The 15201-nt window shown below is 67.7% G+C and carries 12 protein-coding genes and 1 riboswitch; of the genes, 7 read left to right on the forward strand and 5 right to left on the reverse strand.

Annotated elements, in window-relative coordinates; genetic code table 11:
* Positions 1-112: 112 nt before the first annotated feature.
* Positions 113-2911 carry a DUF349 domain-containing protein gene (locus M9799_RS02895; protein ID WP_231044274.1) on the reverse strand — a complete coding sequence of 933 codons (2799 nt, stop codon included), beginning with the start codon at positions 2909-2911 and terminating at the stop codon, positions 113-115.
* Positions 2912-3956: 1045 nt separating this feature from the next.
* Here M9799_RS02895 and M9799_RS02900 point away from each other — a divergent pair.
* From M9799_RS02900 to nrdR, 3 genes are all read left to right on the forward strand, one after another.
* A complete protein-coding gene (locus M9799_RS02900) occupies positions 3957-4784 on the forward strand; it encodes a lytic transglycosylase domain-containing protein (protein ID WP_231044273.1) in 828 nt (275 codons plus the stop codon).
* 68 nt (positions 4785-4852) lie between these two features.
* Positions 4853-5013: riboswitch (ZMP/ZTP riboswitch) on the forward strand.
* Positions 5014-5046: 33 nt separating this feature from the next.
* Positions 5047-6294, forward strand: coding sequence for a serine hydroxymethyltransferase (glyA, locus tag M9799_RS02905; protein ID WP_231044272.1), 1248 nt, complete (start codon positions 5047-5049; stop codon positions 6292-6294).
* A gap of 15 nt (positions 6295-6309) precedes the next feature.
* Positions 6310-6762 carry a transcriptional regulator NrdR gene (gene nrdR, locus M9799_RS02910; RefSeq protein WP_231044271.1) on the forward strand — a complete coding sequence of 151 codons (453 nt, stop codon included), beginning with the start codon at positions 6310-6312 and terminating at the stop codon, positions 6760-6762.
* 239 nt (positions 6763-7001) lie between these two features.
* On the opposite strand, the gene aroC is transcribed toward nrdR, so the two are convergent.
* A complete protein-coding gene (gene aroC, locus M9799_RS02915; RefSeq protein WP_231044270.1) occupies positions 7002-8099 on the reverse strand; it encodes a chorismate synthase in 1098 nt (365 codons plus the stop codon).
* A 250-nt stretch (positions 8100-8349) separates the two neighbouring features.
* Positions 8350-8799: a CBS domain-containing protein gene (locus M9799_RS02920; protein WP_175504578.1), complete on the reverse strand. Its 450-nt coding sequence runs from the start codon at positions 8797-8799 to the stop codon at positions 8350-8352.
* 193 nt (positions 8800-8992) lie between these two features.
* Here M9799_RS02920 and M9799_RS02925 point away from each other — a divergent pair, with 193 nt between their 5' ends.
* Positions 8993-10291, forward strand: coding sequence for an O-acetylhomoserine aminocarboxypropyltransferase (locus tag M9799_RS02925; RefSeq protein WP_231044269.1), 1299 nt, complete (start codon positions 8993-8995; stop codon positions 10289-10291).
* Positions 10292-10299: 8 nt separating this feature from the next.
* Positions 10300-11112 (forward strand): alpha/beta fold hydrolase, encoded by an 813-nt coding sequence (locus tag M9799_RS02930; RefSeq protein ID WP_231044268.1) that lies wholly within the window; start codon positions 10300-10302, stop codon positions 11110-11112.
* A 17-nt stretch (positions 11113-11129) separates the two neighbouring features.
* Here the strand turns inward: M9799_RS02930 and M9799_RS02935 are convergent, their stop codons facing one another.
* On the reverse strand, positions 11130-12476 hold the full coding sequence (locus M9799_RS02935) for a YihY family inner membrane protein (protein WP_231044267.1): 1347 nt from the start codon (positions 12474-12476) through the stop codon (positions 11130-11132).
* A 21-nt stretch (positions 12477-12497) separates the two neighbouring features.
* On the opposite strand from M9799_RS02935, the gene M9799_RS02940 reads away from it, so the two are divergent.
* Entirely contained in the window at positions 12498-12893 is a 396-nt protein-coding gene (locus tag M9799_RS02940) for a DUF2069 domain-containing protein (RefSeq protein ID WP_231044266.1), read from the forward strand.
* A gap of 19 nt (positions 12894-12912) precedes the next feature.
* Complete coding sequence (locus M9799_RS02945; protein ID WP_231044265.1) at positions 12913-14343, forward strand: FAD-binding oxidoreductase; 1431 nt, start codon at positions 12913-12915, stop codon at positions 14341-14343.
* Here M9799_RS02945 and M9799_RS02950 read toward each other — a convergent pair.
* The gene (locus M9799_RS02950; protein WP_231044264.1) at positions 14340-14978 is read right to left on the reverse strand and encodes a hypothetical protein; all 639 of its coding nucleotides are present in this window, start codon (positions 14976-14978) and stop codon (positions 14340-14342) included. The genes M9799_RS02945 and M9799_RS02950 overlap by 4 nt on opposite strands.
* Between the last annotated feature and the right edge of the window lie 223 nt (positions 14979-15201).

The raw sequence follows: 15201 nt of genomic DNA on the forward strand, positions 1-15201 counted from the left end.
AACGGCCTTTTTCTTTTTGCGCGCGCATGGCGCATTGGCGCCCTCCCCGGCTGCGCCTGCGCCATGAAAAAAGCCACTCCGCGGAGTGGCTTTTTCGCAGGCATTGCGCGGCTTACTTGCGCAGCAGGGCCTTGAGCGCATTCTGCAGGCGGCGGGCGCTGCCCTCGTCGCGCGCGCTGGCCAGCACGCGGGCGGCATCCTGGCCCCAGGTCTCGGCAGGCGAGGGATCGTTGCGGCGCGTCAGCAACTGCAGTTGCAGCGTACGGCGCGCCGTGATCTGCTCGGCGGGCGTGGGCACGTCGGCGGCCATCTCCAGGCGCAGCAGGGCTTCGCCCGCATCGCCGGCCACGGGTGCCGCGATCGACTTGGCCCAGGCGCTGCGCACCTGCGGGGTCACGCGGCCGCCGAGTTCCTGTACGCTGGGCAGCTGCTCGGCATCGCGCTTTTCCCAGGCATTGAGCAGCTGGGTCAGGGCTTCGCCATGGGCCTGCACGGCGAGCTTGCGCAGCGCCGCCTGGGCATGCTCGAGCGCGTCGCGCTGCGCGCGGAAGGCCGGATCGGCCAGGCGCGGGCCGCGGTCTTCGCGCATCGGGCGGTCGCCACGATCGCCGAAACGCCCGCCACGGTCGCCACCAGGGCGGCCATCGCGGCTGTCGCGGCTGTCGCGGCGCTCGCCAGGACGGCCGGGGCGCCCCGCGGCCGCAGGCGCTTCCTTCTTCATGCCGGGACGGTCATCGCCGCGCACCGCCACCACGGGCTTGTGCACCGCGGCGGGCTTGGCAGCCGCTTCGGCGCCAGCATCGGCATCGGCAGCCGGAGCTGCTTCGACCTTGGCTGCGTCAGCTTTGGCGGCGGATTCCTGCGCCTGCGCCTGGCTGTGCAAAGCTGCTTCCAGCGCCGTCATGGCCGCGCGGATCTGCTGCGCATCGCCGCTGGCGTTGGCGGCTTCCAGCGCCTTGGAGGCATCGAGCACCTGGCGGTCGCGCTCGCTGAGCTCGACCTGTGCGCGGCTGCCCCGTTCGCTGCCCTTGCGGTTGAAGGCATCGTCCAGCGGCTTGCGGAAGGCATCCCAGAGCTTTTGCTCGTGCTTGCGGTCCAGCGGCACGGCCTGCGCCTCGGCCTGCCAGCGCTGCTGCAGCGCCTTGACGGCGTCGATGCGCAGCGTCGGGGCCTCGCCCAGCGCCACGGCCTCGTCGATCATGGCGTGGCGGCGGGCCAGGCTGGCCTTCTGCGCGGCATGCAGCGGCGCCTCGGCGGCGGCAATGGCCTGCTTCCACAGCGGCTGCAGCTCGGCAAACATCTTTTCGCCGACATGGCCGCCATCGCGCCAGCGTTCGCCGAATTGGCGCAGGCTGCGGGACATGCTCTTCCAGTCCGTCGAGTCGCCCTGCGCTGCCGCCCAGGCCTTGACTTCCTCGATCAGCTGCACGCGCTGCGCCTTGTTGTTGGCGGCTTCGCTGCGCACGCGGTCCAGCCAGGCTTCGACCACCTTGTGCGCGGCATTGCAGGCCTCGTCGAAACGCTTCCACAGCGCATGATTGGCGGGCGCGCCCTGGTCGGCCTGCTTCCACTGCTCGCGCAGGCTGCGCAGCGACTCCTGCATCTTGCGGCCGCCCAGCGCCTGGCCGTCGGGACGGTTGAGCAGCGATTCGGCCTGCTGCACCAGCTCCTCGCGCACCGAGTCGGCCTTCCAGCCCTGCCAGCCCTGGGCATCGCCCGCGGCCAGCAGCGCGGCATTGACTTCGGCACCCAGTTCGGCATTGACATGGCGGCCTTGCTGCTTGAGCACGGCGCGCAGCTGGGCAATGGCCTTGGCCTGCTTGCCCCTGGCGGCGGCCGGCGCTGCAGGTGCTGCAGGCGCCTGGGGCTCGGCGGGGGTCGTTTCCGAAGGGGCGGTGTCCACCGCGGCGGCATCCACCGCGGCGGTATCCACCGGGGCCGCTTCCTGCGCAGGCTGTTCGCCGGCGGCGGAAGTGAGGGCCGTCAGCTCGGCCAGTGCCTGGCGCACGGCCTGCACGGCGGCCTCGGCCACTTCGGGCGCCACCTTGGAGGCCGGCTTGGCGCGCGGTGCCGCAGCCGGCTTGGCCGGCGCGGCAGCGGTCTTGGCAGCCACCACGGCGGCTTCGGCGGGCAGGCCGCGCGCCACGCGCAGCTCATCGGCCCAGACCGGCACCGGCGGCAGCTCGGCTTGTTCGTCCTGGGCCGCGGCCTGCGTCAGCGCCAGGGCGGACTGGAACGCATCCCAGACCACCAGCAGCTGCTTGCGCGAGTTCTCCAGCTGGGGCGGGAACTTCGCGTCCACGCTGACCCAGTTGGCATCGCCCGTGAGCTCTGCCGCCTGGGCCTGCCAGTGCGCGACGTCGGCGCTCAGTGCCTCGAGCGCGGCCGCGGCATCGCGCCAGGGCTTGGTCGACAGCACTTCGATGCGCTGGGCCAGCAAGACGGCGGCTTCGCGCTGAACCTGCACGCGGTGCTGCAGGTCCTCGATGACCTTCACGCGTTCGGCCAACTGGGCCTTGAACACGGACAGGGGCTCGCGCGACAGCGCCGCGCCGGCCTTGGCGGCGTCGCGCTGCCAGGCGATGGCATCGGCGATGTTGAGCTTCTCGGCCTCCAGCAGCTGGCGCGCCTTGTCGGCCCATTCGACGCCGATCTTTTCCTGGGTTTCCAGGCGGCGGATTTCATCGAGCCGCTCGCGCACCGCGCGGGCCGCGCCCTTGTCGCGCACGCTGAGCTCCTTGAACACCTCCTGCAGTTGGTCTTGTGCGGGCTGGGTCGCAAGCCAGTCCCGGATGCGCGACGCACGCTCACCCGAGGTTTCTGCGGAAAACGCGCCGCCGGTCAGCGCATCAAGAGGATGCGTTTCAGAGGTCTTGGCCGGGGCCGGGTTCACTTCAGGGGCGTCAGACATGTTGCTACGTGGAGAATGAGGAGACATTGTTCAATGGTATAGGCCCTGGGCGCCCCGCATGGACCGCCAGAGCCTGGCCTGTGCCGCAAAGCGGCGCAGTGAATAAAGAAGTATTTTCGCTGTTATTTGCGCAGAGCCCAAACTCAATCACCGCACAGCCCGTTCGGTACGGGTCCGCGGCCTTGCGCCGGACTTCGACGGCAGCTGGAGGGAAGCCTGAAACGCCGCGACAGGCAACCGCGGCGGCGCCAGGGGATGCCAAGCCTCGACAGCCATGCGATGCATTGTCAGTTACAGCAGCTTGGCCTTGCAACAGCGCTCTCATCCATATGGGATGAATCCCGGCCGATTCAAGCTGATGGACCTGACGCTGCGCCGGCATCTGCGTTCCCGGCAGGAGGCAAAGGCGCAGGTGAGCAAAAGTAAGAGCTGCACAAACAGAAAGCCCGGCCAGCAGTGCTACCACTGACCGGGCTTCACGGCAGGCTCCAAGTCCTTTGCCGTAGGGGGCATGCAACCAGGAGAGGATCGTCCGGGTTGCGTGGAAGCATCGATTGCTCCCTGCAGGCCTTCCGAGACAGTTTACAGAGAGGAACTGACAGATGAAGTGCCGTTCCACCTTACAACGCTCTTCCAGCAGTCAACTGCCACAAGCAGTCGGGACCAGGATAAGCGAGCTGCGGCGCAGCAATCCAATGAGTTTTGCCAATGGTCGCTCAAGCCTCATAGACTGTTGAAAAGGCTTGAAGAATGGGCGTTGCCAAAGGTTGAGATCAGCAAACTCCTGGGTTTGCATCCAGCGTTCATTATTCCATTTTGATATAACAGATATTTTCCATAGTGTTGACTTAATATTTGGTGAGCTCCTAGAATCCGCCAGTCTTGAACGAGACCCCTCTCTTCGCTGCAGCCAGGTGGCCCAGACCACCCCCTTCGATGTCCAGCCGGCACCGACCAGGGATTGCAGCGCGCCAATCTAGGCGCTTGCCCCATGCTCCCTTTCCGGGTCAGCAAAGCGGGGTGACGCCTCTTGAAAGGAATCAACATGCCTGCATCAGCAAAAGTCTTCGCAGCGATGCGAACCTTTGCGTCCGATGTGACCGACGGTTTTCTGGAGATCACCCATAACGGCTTTGCACTGCTGGGCCTGGCCGTGGCCTTCGTGGCCATCACGCTGTTTGCCCGACCGGACCTGCGCCTCGAGGGCGAGGTCCAGCTGCGCGACTGGCTGCAGTCGCGCCAGGTGGCCGTGATCGACATGCCCACCGAGCCCGATGCGATCGACCGCGCCACGGCGCGCAACCCCAAGGACCTGCCGCGCGAGCAGGCGGCCGTGGCCTATTGGCTCAGCAAGAAGTACCGCGTCGCGCCCGAGCCGCTGGCCTCTCTGGTGTCCGAAGCCTATGCGCTGGGCCAGAGCAACAAGATCGACCCCACGCTGATCCTGGCCATCATGGCCATCGAATCGAGCTTCAACCCCTTCGCCCAGAGCGCCGTCGGCGCCCAGGGCCTGATGCAGGTCATGACCAGCGTCCATACCGACAAATACGAGAACTTCGGCGGCAGCATGGCGGCGTTCGATCCCGTCACCAACCTGCGCGTGGGCGTCAAGGTGCTCAAGGACTGCATCGCGCGCGCCGGTTCGGTCGAGGGCGGCCTGCGCCACTACGTGGGCGCCGCGAACCTGCCCAACGACGGCGGTTATGCCGCCAAGGTCCTGGCGGAGCACAGCCGCCTGCGCCAGGCCGCCGGCCTGCGCGCCCTGCCCGCCGCCCCGGCCCAGCCGCTGCTGACGGCCAAGCAGACCACCCCGCCCGCAGCCGCCCCGGTGGCGAGCGCCGTCGAGCAGGTGGCACTCAACACCAGCCTCTGATCCAGGCCTGTTCAAGTGCCAGGGCCTGCGGCCCTTTGCTGCACGGGCCATCCGCGCTCAGCTACACTAGCGGGGTACGCAACTGGCGATAGGCGCAGTCCCGAAGATCGAAAGACCGGGCTGCCGCTGACGTGGAAACCAGCGGATTTGCATCCGTGAACCACCGGGGAGCGTACCGCCCAGGCACGGATCAGCCTGAAGCGTTCCGCCGTTCGCCTGGGCAGCCCTTGGCCTCAAGGGACTTCAAGTTCATAGGACTGCCATGTACCACCGCAATATCACCGTTGAAAAAGCCGACCCCGAACTGTTTGCCGCCATCCAGGCCGAGAACCAGCGCCAGGAAGACCACATCGAGCTGATCGCCAGCGAGAACTACTGCTCGCCCGCCGTCATGGAAGCCCAGGGTTCCCAGCTCACCAACAAGTACGCCGAAGGCTACCCGGGCAAGCGCTACTACGGTGGCTGCGAGAACGTCGACGTGGTCGAGCAGCTCGCCATCGACCGCGTGAAGCAGCTGTTCGGCGCCGATGCCGCCAACGTGCAGCCCAATTCCGGCTCGCAGGCCAACCAGGCCGTGCTGCTGGCATTCCTGAAGCCTGGCGATACCATCCTCGGCATGAGCCTGGCCGAAGGCGGCCACCTGACCCACGGCATGCCGCTGAACATGTCCGGCAAGTGGTTCAACGTCGTCTCCTATGGCCTCGATGCCAAGGAAGAGATCGATTACGACGCGCTGGAAGCCAAGGCGCGCGAGCACAAGCCCAAGCTGATCATTGCCGGTGCCTCGGCCTATGCGCTGCGCATCGACTTCGAGCGCTTCGCCAGGATCGCCAAGGAAATCGGCGCCATCCTGTGGGTCGACATGGCGCACTACGCCGGCCTGATCGCCGCGGGCGTGTACCCCAACCCCGTGCCCCACGCCGACGTGGTCACGACCACGACCCACAAGAGCCTGCGCGGCCCGCGCGGCGGCGTCATCCTGATGAAGGCCGAGCACGAGAAGGCCATCAACTCGGCCATCTTCCCCGGCCTGCAGGGCGGCCCGCTGATGCACGTCATCGCCGGCAAGGCCGTGGCCTTCAAGGAAGCGCTGACGCCCGAGTTCAAGGCCTACCAGGCCCAGGTCGTGAAGAACGCCCAGGTGTTCGCCGAAACGCTGACCGAGCGCGGACTGCGCATCGTCTCCGGCCGCACCGAGAGCCATGTCATGCTGGTCGACCTGCGTGCCAAGGGCATCACCGGCAAGGCGGCCGAAGCCGCGCTGGGTGCAGCCCACATCACGATCAACAAGAACAGCATCCCCAACGATCCGGAAAAGCCGATGGTGACCAGCGGCATCCGCGTGGGCACGCCCGCCATGACCACGCGCGGCTTCAAGGAAGAGGAAGCCCGCCTGACCGCCAACCTGGTGGCCGACGTGCTGGACAACCCCACGGACGAAGCCAACCTGGCCGCGGTGCGCGCCAAGGTGGCGGCTTTGACCGCGCGCTTCCCGGTCTACCGCGACTGATCCTGGCACCGCGCGATGAAGTGCCCTTTTTGCAGCCACCCCGACACCCAGGTGGTCGAGACGCGCGAAGCGGAAGACGGCGGCTTCATCCGCCGCCGGCGCCAGTGCGGAGGTTGCGACAAGCGCTTCACGACCTACGAGCGGCCTGAAGTCAGCTACCCGGCCATCGTCAAGAAGGACGGGCGGCGCATCGAGTACGAGCGCGCCAAGCTGAGCGGCTCGTTCTCGCTGGCGCTGCGCAAGCGCCCGGTGAGCACCGAGCAGGTCGACACCGCGATCGAACGCATCGAGGAGAAGCTGCGCAACCTGGGGCTGCGCGAGGTGCCTTCGAGCCGCATTGGCGAGCTGGTCATGCATGAGCTCAAGCAGCTGGACAAGGTGGCGTACATCCGGTTTGCCAGCGTGTATCGGAGCTTCGAGGACATCGAGGACTTCAAGGATGTGATGGACGAGGTGCGCAGGGGATAACGTTTGTCGCGGGGTCGTCCATCCTTCGACGGCGCTGCCCAGCAAGCCCACCATCAGCGGATATGACATTAAACCGTTCGTGGTGATCCTGAGCTTGTCGAAGGATCGAACCATGAAGGGCCTGCTTTCCAAATCGAAAGCAGGCCGTCCATCCTTCGACGGGGCCGCCCAGGCAGGCTCAGGACGAACGAATAAAAAGCCATCCCTCGGGATGGCTTTTTCTCGTCTGGGGCCCGCTCTTAGAGCAATGAAGAGGCAATGGGCGCCACCCCCTGGCGCACATCGCCGCACTGCGCGCGGTGGCGCAGTGCATGGTCCATCACCACCAGCGCCAGCAGCGCCTCGGCAATGGGCGCGGCGCGGATGCCCACGCAGGGGTCATGGCGGCCCTTGGTGATCACTTCCGTGGGCTGGCCGTGGATGTCGATGGAGTCGCGCGGGCTCAGGATGGAGCTGGTGGGCTTGATGGCGATCGAGACCTCGAGGTCCTGGCCGGTGCTGATGCCGCCCAGAACGCCGCCCGCATGGTTGCTTTCGAACCCGGCCGGCGTGAGCGAGTCGCCATGCACCGTGCCGCGCTGCGCGACGCTGGCGAAGCCGGCGCCGATCTCCACGCCCTTGACGGCATTCAGGCCCATCATCGCGTAGGCAATGTCGGCATCGAGCTTGTCGTAGAGCGGCTGCCCCAGGCCCACGGGCATGCCGCTGGCCTGCACGCGGATGCGCGCGCCGCAGGAGTCGCCGGCCTTGCGCAGCGCGTCCATGTAGCTCTCGTAGGCAGAGACATCGGCCACGGGCGCGAAGAACGGGTTGTTCGGCACGTGGCCCCAATCCTCGAAGGGAATCTCCAGTTCGCCCAGCTGCGTCATGCAGGCGCGGAATTCGGTGCCGTACTGCGCCTTGAGCCACTGCTTGGCGACGGCGCCTGCGGCCACCGTGGGGGCCGTGAGGCGCGCCGAGGAACGGCCGCCGCCGCGCGGGTCGCGGATGCCGTATTTGTGCCAGTAGGTGTAGTCGGCGTGCCCCGGGCGGAAGCTCTCGACGATGCTGGCGTAGTCCTTGCTGCGCTGGTCGGTGTTGCGGATCAGCAGCGCAATGGGCGTGCCCGTGGTCTTGCCCTCGTAAACGCCGGAGAGGATCTCCACGGCGTCCGGCTCCTGACGCTGCGTCACATGGCGGCTGGTGCCGGGACGGCGGCGGTCCAGGTCGTGCTGGATGATGGCTTCGCTCAAAGGCAGGCCCGGAGGACAGCCGTCGATCACGCAGCCAATGGCCGGGCCGTGGGATTCACCGAAATTGGTGACGCAGAAAAGGGTTCCGAAGGTATTGCCGCTCATGGCGGGGGATTATGCCGGGGGATGGGGGCGCGCACGCCTTAAATCCATCCGATGGCCAAGTCCGCTCACTTTCTGAGGACAGGCCGTTCATCCTTCGACAAGCTCAGGACGAACGGTGAGTATGGCGCGCGCAGCACCCGATTGGTGGACGTCTGGTTTTGCCGCCGGGCCGCCCCAAGGCAAAACGGGGTGGGGGCTTTGCCCTTCGAGGCGGCAGAGGGCCACACGAAGTGGGCGAACGTGGGAGCCGTTATTCCGCCCCTTGCCGCTCCCCCTCCGGCCAGTCGCGGATATAAGCCTTCAGCATCCGGTTCTCGAAGTTCTGGCTGTCCACCACCGCCTTGGCGACGTCGTAGAAGCTGATCACGCCCATCAGCATGCGCTTGTCCATCACCGGCATGTAGCGCGCGTGGCGGTCGAGCATCATGCGGCGCACCTCGTCCATTTCGGTTTCCAGGGTGCAGGTCAGCGGGGCATCGTCCATGGCGGTGCGCACCAGCGTCGTGCCCGCGGCGTTCTTGACCAGGGCCTGGATCACCTCGCGGAAGGTGAGCATGCCCACCACGTCCGAGTGCTCCATGACGACCAGCGAGCCGATGTCCTTCTCGGCCATCGTCTCCACCGCGCGGCTCAGGGGCTCATCGGGGGAAATGGCGTACAAGGTGTTGCCCTTGACGCGAAGAATGTCGCGAACTTTCATGGTTTGTCTCCGGCTGCCGGCGTCTTCTGCGGGTGATTGATCTTAGCCGACAAACCTGCGCCCGAAGCCCGCGACGCGGCTTTTCGGGCGTCGGCGGCGAGGTCGCCGTGGTGCGCGCCAGACGCCATGCATAATCGTTGGCCCGCCCGCGGGGCGGCGCGCCATCTGGCGAATGACCAAAACTGGAGACAAGATGCCCGGTTACTCTGACCCCGGCTTCGATACGCTGAGCCTGCACGCAGGCACCCAGCCCGACCCCGCGACGGGCGCGCGCGCCGTGCCCATCCACCTCACCACCTCGTTCGTGTTCGAGTCCAGCGACCATGCGGCTTCGCTGTTCAACCTCGAGCGGCCCGGCCATGTCTACAGCCGCATCAGCAACCCCACCAATGCCGTGCTCGAGCAGCGCGTGTCGGCGCTGGAAGGCGGCGTGGGCGCGATCGCCGTGGCCAGCGGCCAGGCGGCGCTGCACCTGTCGGTGGCCACGCTGATGGGCGCGGGCAGCCATATCGTCGCCAGCACCGCGCTCTACGGCGGCAGCCAGAACCTGCTGCACTACACGCTGGCGCGCTTCGGCATCGAGACCACCTTCGTCAAGCCCGGCGACATCGACGGCTGGAAGGCCGCGGTGCGCCCCAACACCCGGCTGTTCTTCGGCGAGACCGTGGGCAACCCGGGCCTGGACGTGCTGGACATCCCCACCGTCTCGCAGATCGCGCACGAAGCCGGCGTGCCGCTGCTGGTCGACTCCACGCTGACCTCGCCCTGGCTGATGAAGCCCCTGTCGCTGGGCGCGGACATCGTCTACCACTCGGCCACCAAGTTCCTCTCCGGGCACGGCACGGTGATCGGCGGCGTGATCGTCGATGGCGGCAGCTTCGACTGGGAGCGTTCGGGCAAATTCCCCGAGCTGACCGCGCCCTACGACGGTTTCCACAACATGGTGTTCACCGAGGAAAGCAGCGTCGGCGCCTTCCTGCTGCGCGCGCGCCGCGAGGGCCTGCGCGACTTCGGCGCCTGCATGAGCCCGCATACCGCCTGGCTGATCCTGCAGGGCATCGAGACCCTGCCGCTGCGCATGGAGCGCCACATGCGCAACACCGAGAAGGTCGTGCAGTACCTGGCCAGCCACCCGCTGGTCAGCCGCGTCGGCCACCCGATGCTCGAGAGCCATCCCAGCCATGCGCTGGCGAAGAAGCTGCTGCCGCGCGGCGCGGGCTCGGTGTTCAGCTTCGACATCGCCGGCAACCGCAACCAGGGCAAGAAGTTCATCGAGACGCTCAAGGTCTTCAGCCACCTCGCCAACGTCGGCGACTGCCGCTCGCTGGTGATCCACCCGGCCAGCACCACCCACTTCCGCATGGACGACGACGCGCTAGCTGGCGCCGGCATCGGCCAGGGCACGATCCGCCTGTCGATCGGCCTGGAAGATGCCGACGACCTGATCGACGACCTCAAGCGCGCCCTCAAGGGCGCGGAAAAAGCGGCATAGGAGCGCGCATGAACATCGACGTCAAAGGCCATTCCATCTACGCCTATACCGGCGGCAAGGCGCCGCACCCGGGGCAGCCCACGGCCATCCTGATCCACGGCGTGCTCTGCGACCACAGCGTCTGGGCGCTGCAAAGCCGCTACCTCGCCAACCACGGCTGGAACGTGCTGGCCATCGACCTGCCCGGCCACTGCCGCAGCCAGGGTCCGGCGCCTTCAAGTGTCGAGGAAGCGGCACGCTTCATTGCCGATCTGATGGATGCTGCAGGATTGGAAAAGGCCGCGCTGGTCGGCCACAGCTGGGGCAGCCTGATCGCGCTGCAGGCGGCGGCGGATCTGGGGGATCGCGTGAGCCATCTGGCGCTGGTGGGCATTGCCCATCCCATGAAGGTCTCGCCGGCGCTGCTGGAGTCGGCGCTGAACACGCCCGAGCAAGCCATTCAAATGGTCAACACCTTCTCGCGCGCCACACTCTCGCCCCCGGGCGGTGCGGGCAGCTGGGTGTTTGGCGCGGGGCTGGCGCTGGGCCGGCGCGTGCTGGCGAGCAATTCACAGCAGAACCTGCTGCATACCGGCTTCGTTGCGTGCGACAGCTATACCGGCGGCGAGGCGGCAATTGCGGCGATCAGCTGCCCGGTGCTGTTCGCGCTGGGCGCGCAGGACCAGATGACACCGCCCAAGGGCGCGCAGGGGCTGTTCCAGGCAGCCCAGGCCGCGGGGAAACAGCCGCAGCGGGTGCTGTTGCCGATGGGGCACAACCAGATGACGGAGTCACCGGATGAGACCTTGTTTGCGCTGAGGGACTTTCTTCAGGCGGCCTGAGTTCCAAGGCCGCCGTGCTAGGCGTCGCGCTGCGCCTTGGCCCGCCGAGGCTGCCACAGCACCGCAGGCTCGGCCAGGGCCAGCACCGGGGAGGGAACAGGCGCCTCGGGCGCGGGAACGGGCAGCGCCTGGCGCAGTGTCAGCTCGTCCCAATGCGCCTGCTGCCACAGCGGCTCTGTGCTGGGGGTTCGCTCCAGCAGCAGGTACTGCAAGAGCGGCGCCAGCGGCGTGGTGTCGGGGTCGCACAGCAGCACGTAGCGTGCCTCGCGGTCGTCGAGCGCGCGCGTCTGGCCTTCGTCGGGCAGCATGCCCAGCCAGCGCACCGCCGTGAGCGCCGCCAGCGCCGGCTCGAGCTGCAGCGCATCGACGCGCAGGCGCCGCGCCAGCGCCAGCGCCGGCATGCCGCGCCCGGGCCGGTGGCGCGTTTCCTCCAGCACGGCCACGGCTTCCAGTGCCAGCTCGAAGCTCCAGCCGCGGTGCGGCGAGTGGCGCGCCATGCCGGCCAGCAGGCTGGGCAGATAGGCGGTGACCACCGCGCCGAGCAGGAAGATCACCCAGGCGACATAGATCCAGATCAGCAGGATCGGCACTGTCGCGAAAGTGCCGTAGATGGCCGAATAGGTGGGCACCGATGACAGGTACAACGCCAGTATCTTCTTGGCCAGCGCCATGCCGATGGCGACGAACAGCCCGCCGACCAGGGCATGGCGCCACTTGACCGGCGTGTTGGGCACATAGTGGTAGAGCGCGGCCATGGCGCCCGACAGCAGCAGGAACTCCAGCGAGTTGAAGCCCACCTGCACCGCCTCGGGCAGCGCCGCGACCAAGCCGCGCGAGGCATAGAGCACATAGGAGGTGGTGGCGATGCTGCCGCCCATCATCAGCGGCCCCAGCGTGATCACCGCCCAGTAGATCAGCAGCCGCTGCCCCAGCGAGCGCATGCGCTGCACGCGCCAGATGTTGTTGAGCGTGCGGTCCACGGTGAGGATCAGGCTGATCACCGTGACCAGCAGCACGCCGAAGCCCACGCCGCCGAGCTGGCTGGCCTTGGCCGCGAACTGCATCAGGTAGTCCATGACCTGCTGCGCGATGGCATCGGGGATCAGGCTGTCGATGAGCCAGCGCTGCAGCGTCAGCTGCAGCCGCCCGAAGGTGGGAAAGGCGGTGAACACCGCCAGCGCAACGGCCACGAAGGGCACCAGCGCCAGCAAGGTGGTGAAGGTGAGGCTGCTGGCGGTGAGCCCGAGCCGGTCTTCGCGAAAGCGCGCCGACAGCGTGTGCGCGGTATTGCGCCACGGGAAGCTCGCCAGGGTGTGGGCCAATTGGCGCCAGCGCGTGTTCGCGCGGTGAAAGGTCAAGGCCATGGCCGATATGATGCCATCCCAATGCACTCCTCCAATTCCCGACCCGGCAGCGATGTGGCTGCCACCCGCTGGTGGGCCGTTGCCAGCCTGCTGGCGCTGGTGCTGCTGTGCGTGGCCTGGGAGCTGTGGCTCGCGCCGCTGCGCCCGGGCGGCTCGTGGCTGGCGCTCAAGGCCCTGCCGCTGTGCCTGGCGCTGGCCGGCCTGCTCAAGCACCGCATGTACACCTACCGCTGGGTCAGCCTGGCGGTGTGGCTGTATTTCACCGAAGGCGTGGTGCGCGCCTGGAGCGATCCCGCGCCCGGCCGCTGGCTGGCGCTGGCCGAGATCGCGCTGTGCCTGTCTCTGTTCGCGGCCTGCACGCTGCATGTGCGCTGGCGCCAGCGCGCGGCCAGGGCGGCCGCCGCCCCTGCCCTGTGATTCCCTTGCGAGAAATCTGATGACCCCACTGCTCGATATCCTGCGCCAGATCGTTGGCGCCCCCCATGTGCTGACCGAAGGCGACCTGAGCGCCTGGGAGCAGGACTGGCGCCGCCGCAGCCACGGCAAGGCGCTGGCCGTGGTGCGCCCGGCCAGCACCGCCGAGGTCGCGGCCGTCGTGCGCGCCTGCGCCGACAACGGCACCAGCATCGTTCCCCAGGGCGGCAACACCGGCCTGTCCGTGGGCTCCACGCCCGACACCAGCGGCACCCAGGTCGTGCTGAGCCTGCAGCGCATGCAGGCCGTGCGCGGCCTCGACCGCGACAACCTGACGCTCACGGTGGAGGCCGGCTGCATCCTGCAGAACGTGCAGCAGGCGGCGGCCGATGCCGGGCTGCTGTTCCCGCTGTCGCTGGCCGCCGAGGGCAGCTGCACCATTGGCGGCAACCTGGGCACGAACGCCGGCGGCACGCAGGTCGTGCGCTATGGCAATTCACGCGATCTGTGCCTTGGCCTGGAAGTGGTCACGCCCCGGGGCGAGATCTGGGACGGGCTCAAGGGCCTGCGCAAGGACAACACCGGCTATGACCTGCGCGACCTGTTCATCGGCAGCGAAGGCACGCTGGGCGTGATCACCGCGGCCACGCTCAAGCTCTTCCCGCAGCCCGCGGCGCGCCTGACGGCCTGGGCTGCGGTGCCATCGATGGAAGCCGCCGTGCGCCTGCTGGGCCTGGCGCACCGGCAGCTGGGCGCGGGGCTCACCGGCTTCGAGGTCATGGGCCAATTCGCGCTGAGCCTGGTCGTGCGCCACATGCCGCAGCTGCGCGTGCCCTTTGCGGACATGGCCGAGGCGCCCTACTGCGTGCTGCTGGAGAATTCCGACAGCGAATCCGAGGAACATGCGCGCAGCCGCTTCGAGGCGCTGCTGGAGATGGCGTTCGAGGATGGGTGCGTGCTCGACGCCGTGGTCGCCGAGAGCATCTCGCAGGCCAAGGGCCTGTGGCATGTGCGCGAGAGCATTCCGCTGGCGCAGGCCGAGGAAGGGCTCAACATCAAGCACGACATCTCGATCGCAGCGTCACGCATTCCCGCCTTCGTGGCGCATGCCGATGCGCTGCTGCAGGCGGAAATTCCCGGCGTGCGCCTGGTCAACTTCGGCCATCTGGGCGATGGCAACCTGCACTACAACGTGCAGGCGCCGGCCGATGGCGACCCCAAGGCCTTCCTGCGCGAGCAGGAGGAGCGCGTGAACCATCTGGTCTACGAGGCGGTGGCGCAATTCGGCGGCTCGTTCTCGGCAGAGCACGGGGTGGGCGCGCTGAAAGTGGACAAGCTGCAGCAATACCATTCGCCGGTGGCGCTGGGGATGATGCGCGCGATCAAGCAGGCGCTGGACCCCAAGGGGATCATGAACCCCGGCTGCGTTCTACCTCGCCAGGATGCTGCTTAAGGCACGGCCTTGCGCTGGTTCTGGATCAGCGTCTGCACATCCTTGGGCCAGGGAATCTGCGCCGCCGGGGGATCGACGAACTCCTGCGACTGGCCGGCGTTGATCAGCCAGACGCGCAGCGCGTTCTGCTGCGGGTCGATGACGACGGCCGCCGCCTCGACGCCGCCTTCGTGCGGGCGGTTGCCGGTGATGAACCACAGGCCGTCGGCTGCGGTGAGGGGCGACACCGTGCGCATGTTCGCCAGCAGCACCGGGTACTCCGCGCCCAGCAGCGCGCGCAACCTTGCGGCCAGCACGCCCTGCTCCAGGTAATTGTCCGCGTCATAGGGGTACTGGCCGACCGAAGGGGCCAGCGTGGCCAGCGATTCCAGCGGCGCGCCGGCGCTTGCCGGAGCATCGGCGGCGGGCGTCTTCGGCACCGGCTTGTCGCTCAGGATCACCGCCGCGGTGGAGGTGACGTCGGCGGTGCTCAGCGGCACCGGCGCCGCATGGATGGTGCCCGCCATCGCGGGGACCGTCACGGCCGGAGCTGCATGCGCCGCCTTGGGTTCGGGCGGCTTGGGCTCGCAGGCGGCCAGCAGGCCTGCCGCGGCCACGGCCATCAATGTCTGACCGGAAAGAAACACAAAGCGCATGGTTCACACCTTCGAGCAAAGGGTTGATTGCGGCATCGCGCCGACGCCGCATCCCGATCTTGTATCACGGCCCTGGCACCCGCGCTGGGCGCCTGTCAGGCCTGGTCCTGCACCATTCTGATACGCGCATCCTGTGCGGCCTGTCGGTCAAGGCGCCGCGCTGCGGCACATGTCATGCGAGCCATGAAAAAACCGGCGCCATGGACGCCGGGTTCCCGAGCTG

Origin of the sequence: Comamonas endophytica (assembly GCF_023634805.2) — a bacterium.
Taxonomy (GTDB): domain Bacteria; phylum Pseudomonadota; class Gammaproteobacteria; order Burkholderiales; family Burkholderiaceae_C; genus Comamonas; species Comamonas endophytica.

Bases quoted from the DNA above. Each gene is read 5' to 3' on its own strand.
- M9799_RS02895 (WP_231044274.1), bottom strand. From the start codon at position 2,911: ATGTCTGACGCCCCTGAAGTGAACCCGGCCCCGGCCAAGACCTCTGAA.
- M9799_RS02900 (WP_231044273.1), top strand. From the start codon at position 3,957: ATGCCTGCATCAGCAAAAGTCTTCGCAGCGATGCGAACCTTTGCGTCC.
- glyA (WP_231044272.1), top strand. From the start codon at position 5,047: ATGTACCACCGCAATATCACCGTTGAAAAAGCCGACCCCGAACTGTTT.
- nrdR (WP_231044271.1), top strand. From the start codon at position 6,310: ATGAAGTGCCCTTTTTGCAGCCACCCCGACACCCAGGTGGTCGAGACG.
- aroC (WP_231044270.1), bottom strand. From the start codon at position 8,099: ATGAGCGGCAATACCTTCGGAACCCTTTTCTGCGTCACCAATTTCGGT.
- M9799_RS02920 (WP_175504578.1), bottom strand. From the start codon at position 8,799: ATGAAAGTTCGCGACATTCTTCGCGTCAAGGGCAACACCTTGTACGCC.
- M9799_RS02925 (WP_231044269.1), top strand. From the start codon at position 8,993: ATGCCCGGTTACTCTGACCCCGGCTTCGATACGCTGAGCCTGCACGCA.
- M9799_RS02930 (WP_231044268.1), top strand. From the start codon at position 10,300: ATGAACATCGACGTCAAAGGCCATTCCATCTACGCCTATACCGGCGGC.
- M9799_RS02935 (WP_231044267.1), bottom strand. From the start codon at position 12,476: ATGGCCTTGACCTTTCACCGCGCGAACACGCGCTGGCGCCAATTGGCC.
- M9799_RS02940 (WP_231044266.1), top strand. From the start codon at position 12,498: ATGCACTCCTCCAATTCCCGACCCGGCAGCGATGTGGCTGCCACCCGC.
- M9799_RS02945 (WP_231044265.1), top strand. From the start codon at position 12,913: ATGACCCCACTGCTCGATATCCTGCGCCAGATCGTTGGCGCCCCCCAT.
- M9799_RS02950 (WP_231044264.1), bottom strand. From the start codon at position 14,978: ATGCGCTTTGTGTTTCTTTCCGGTCAGACATTGATGGCCGTGGCCGCG.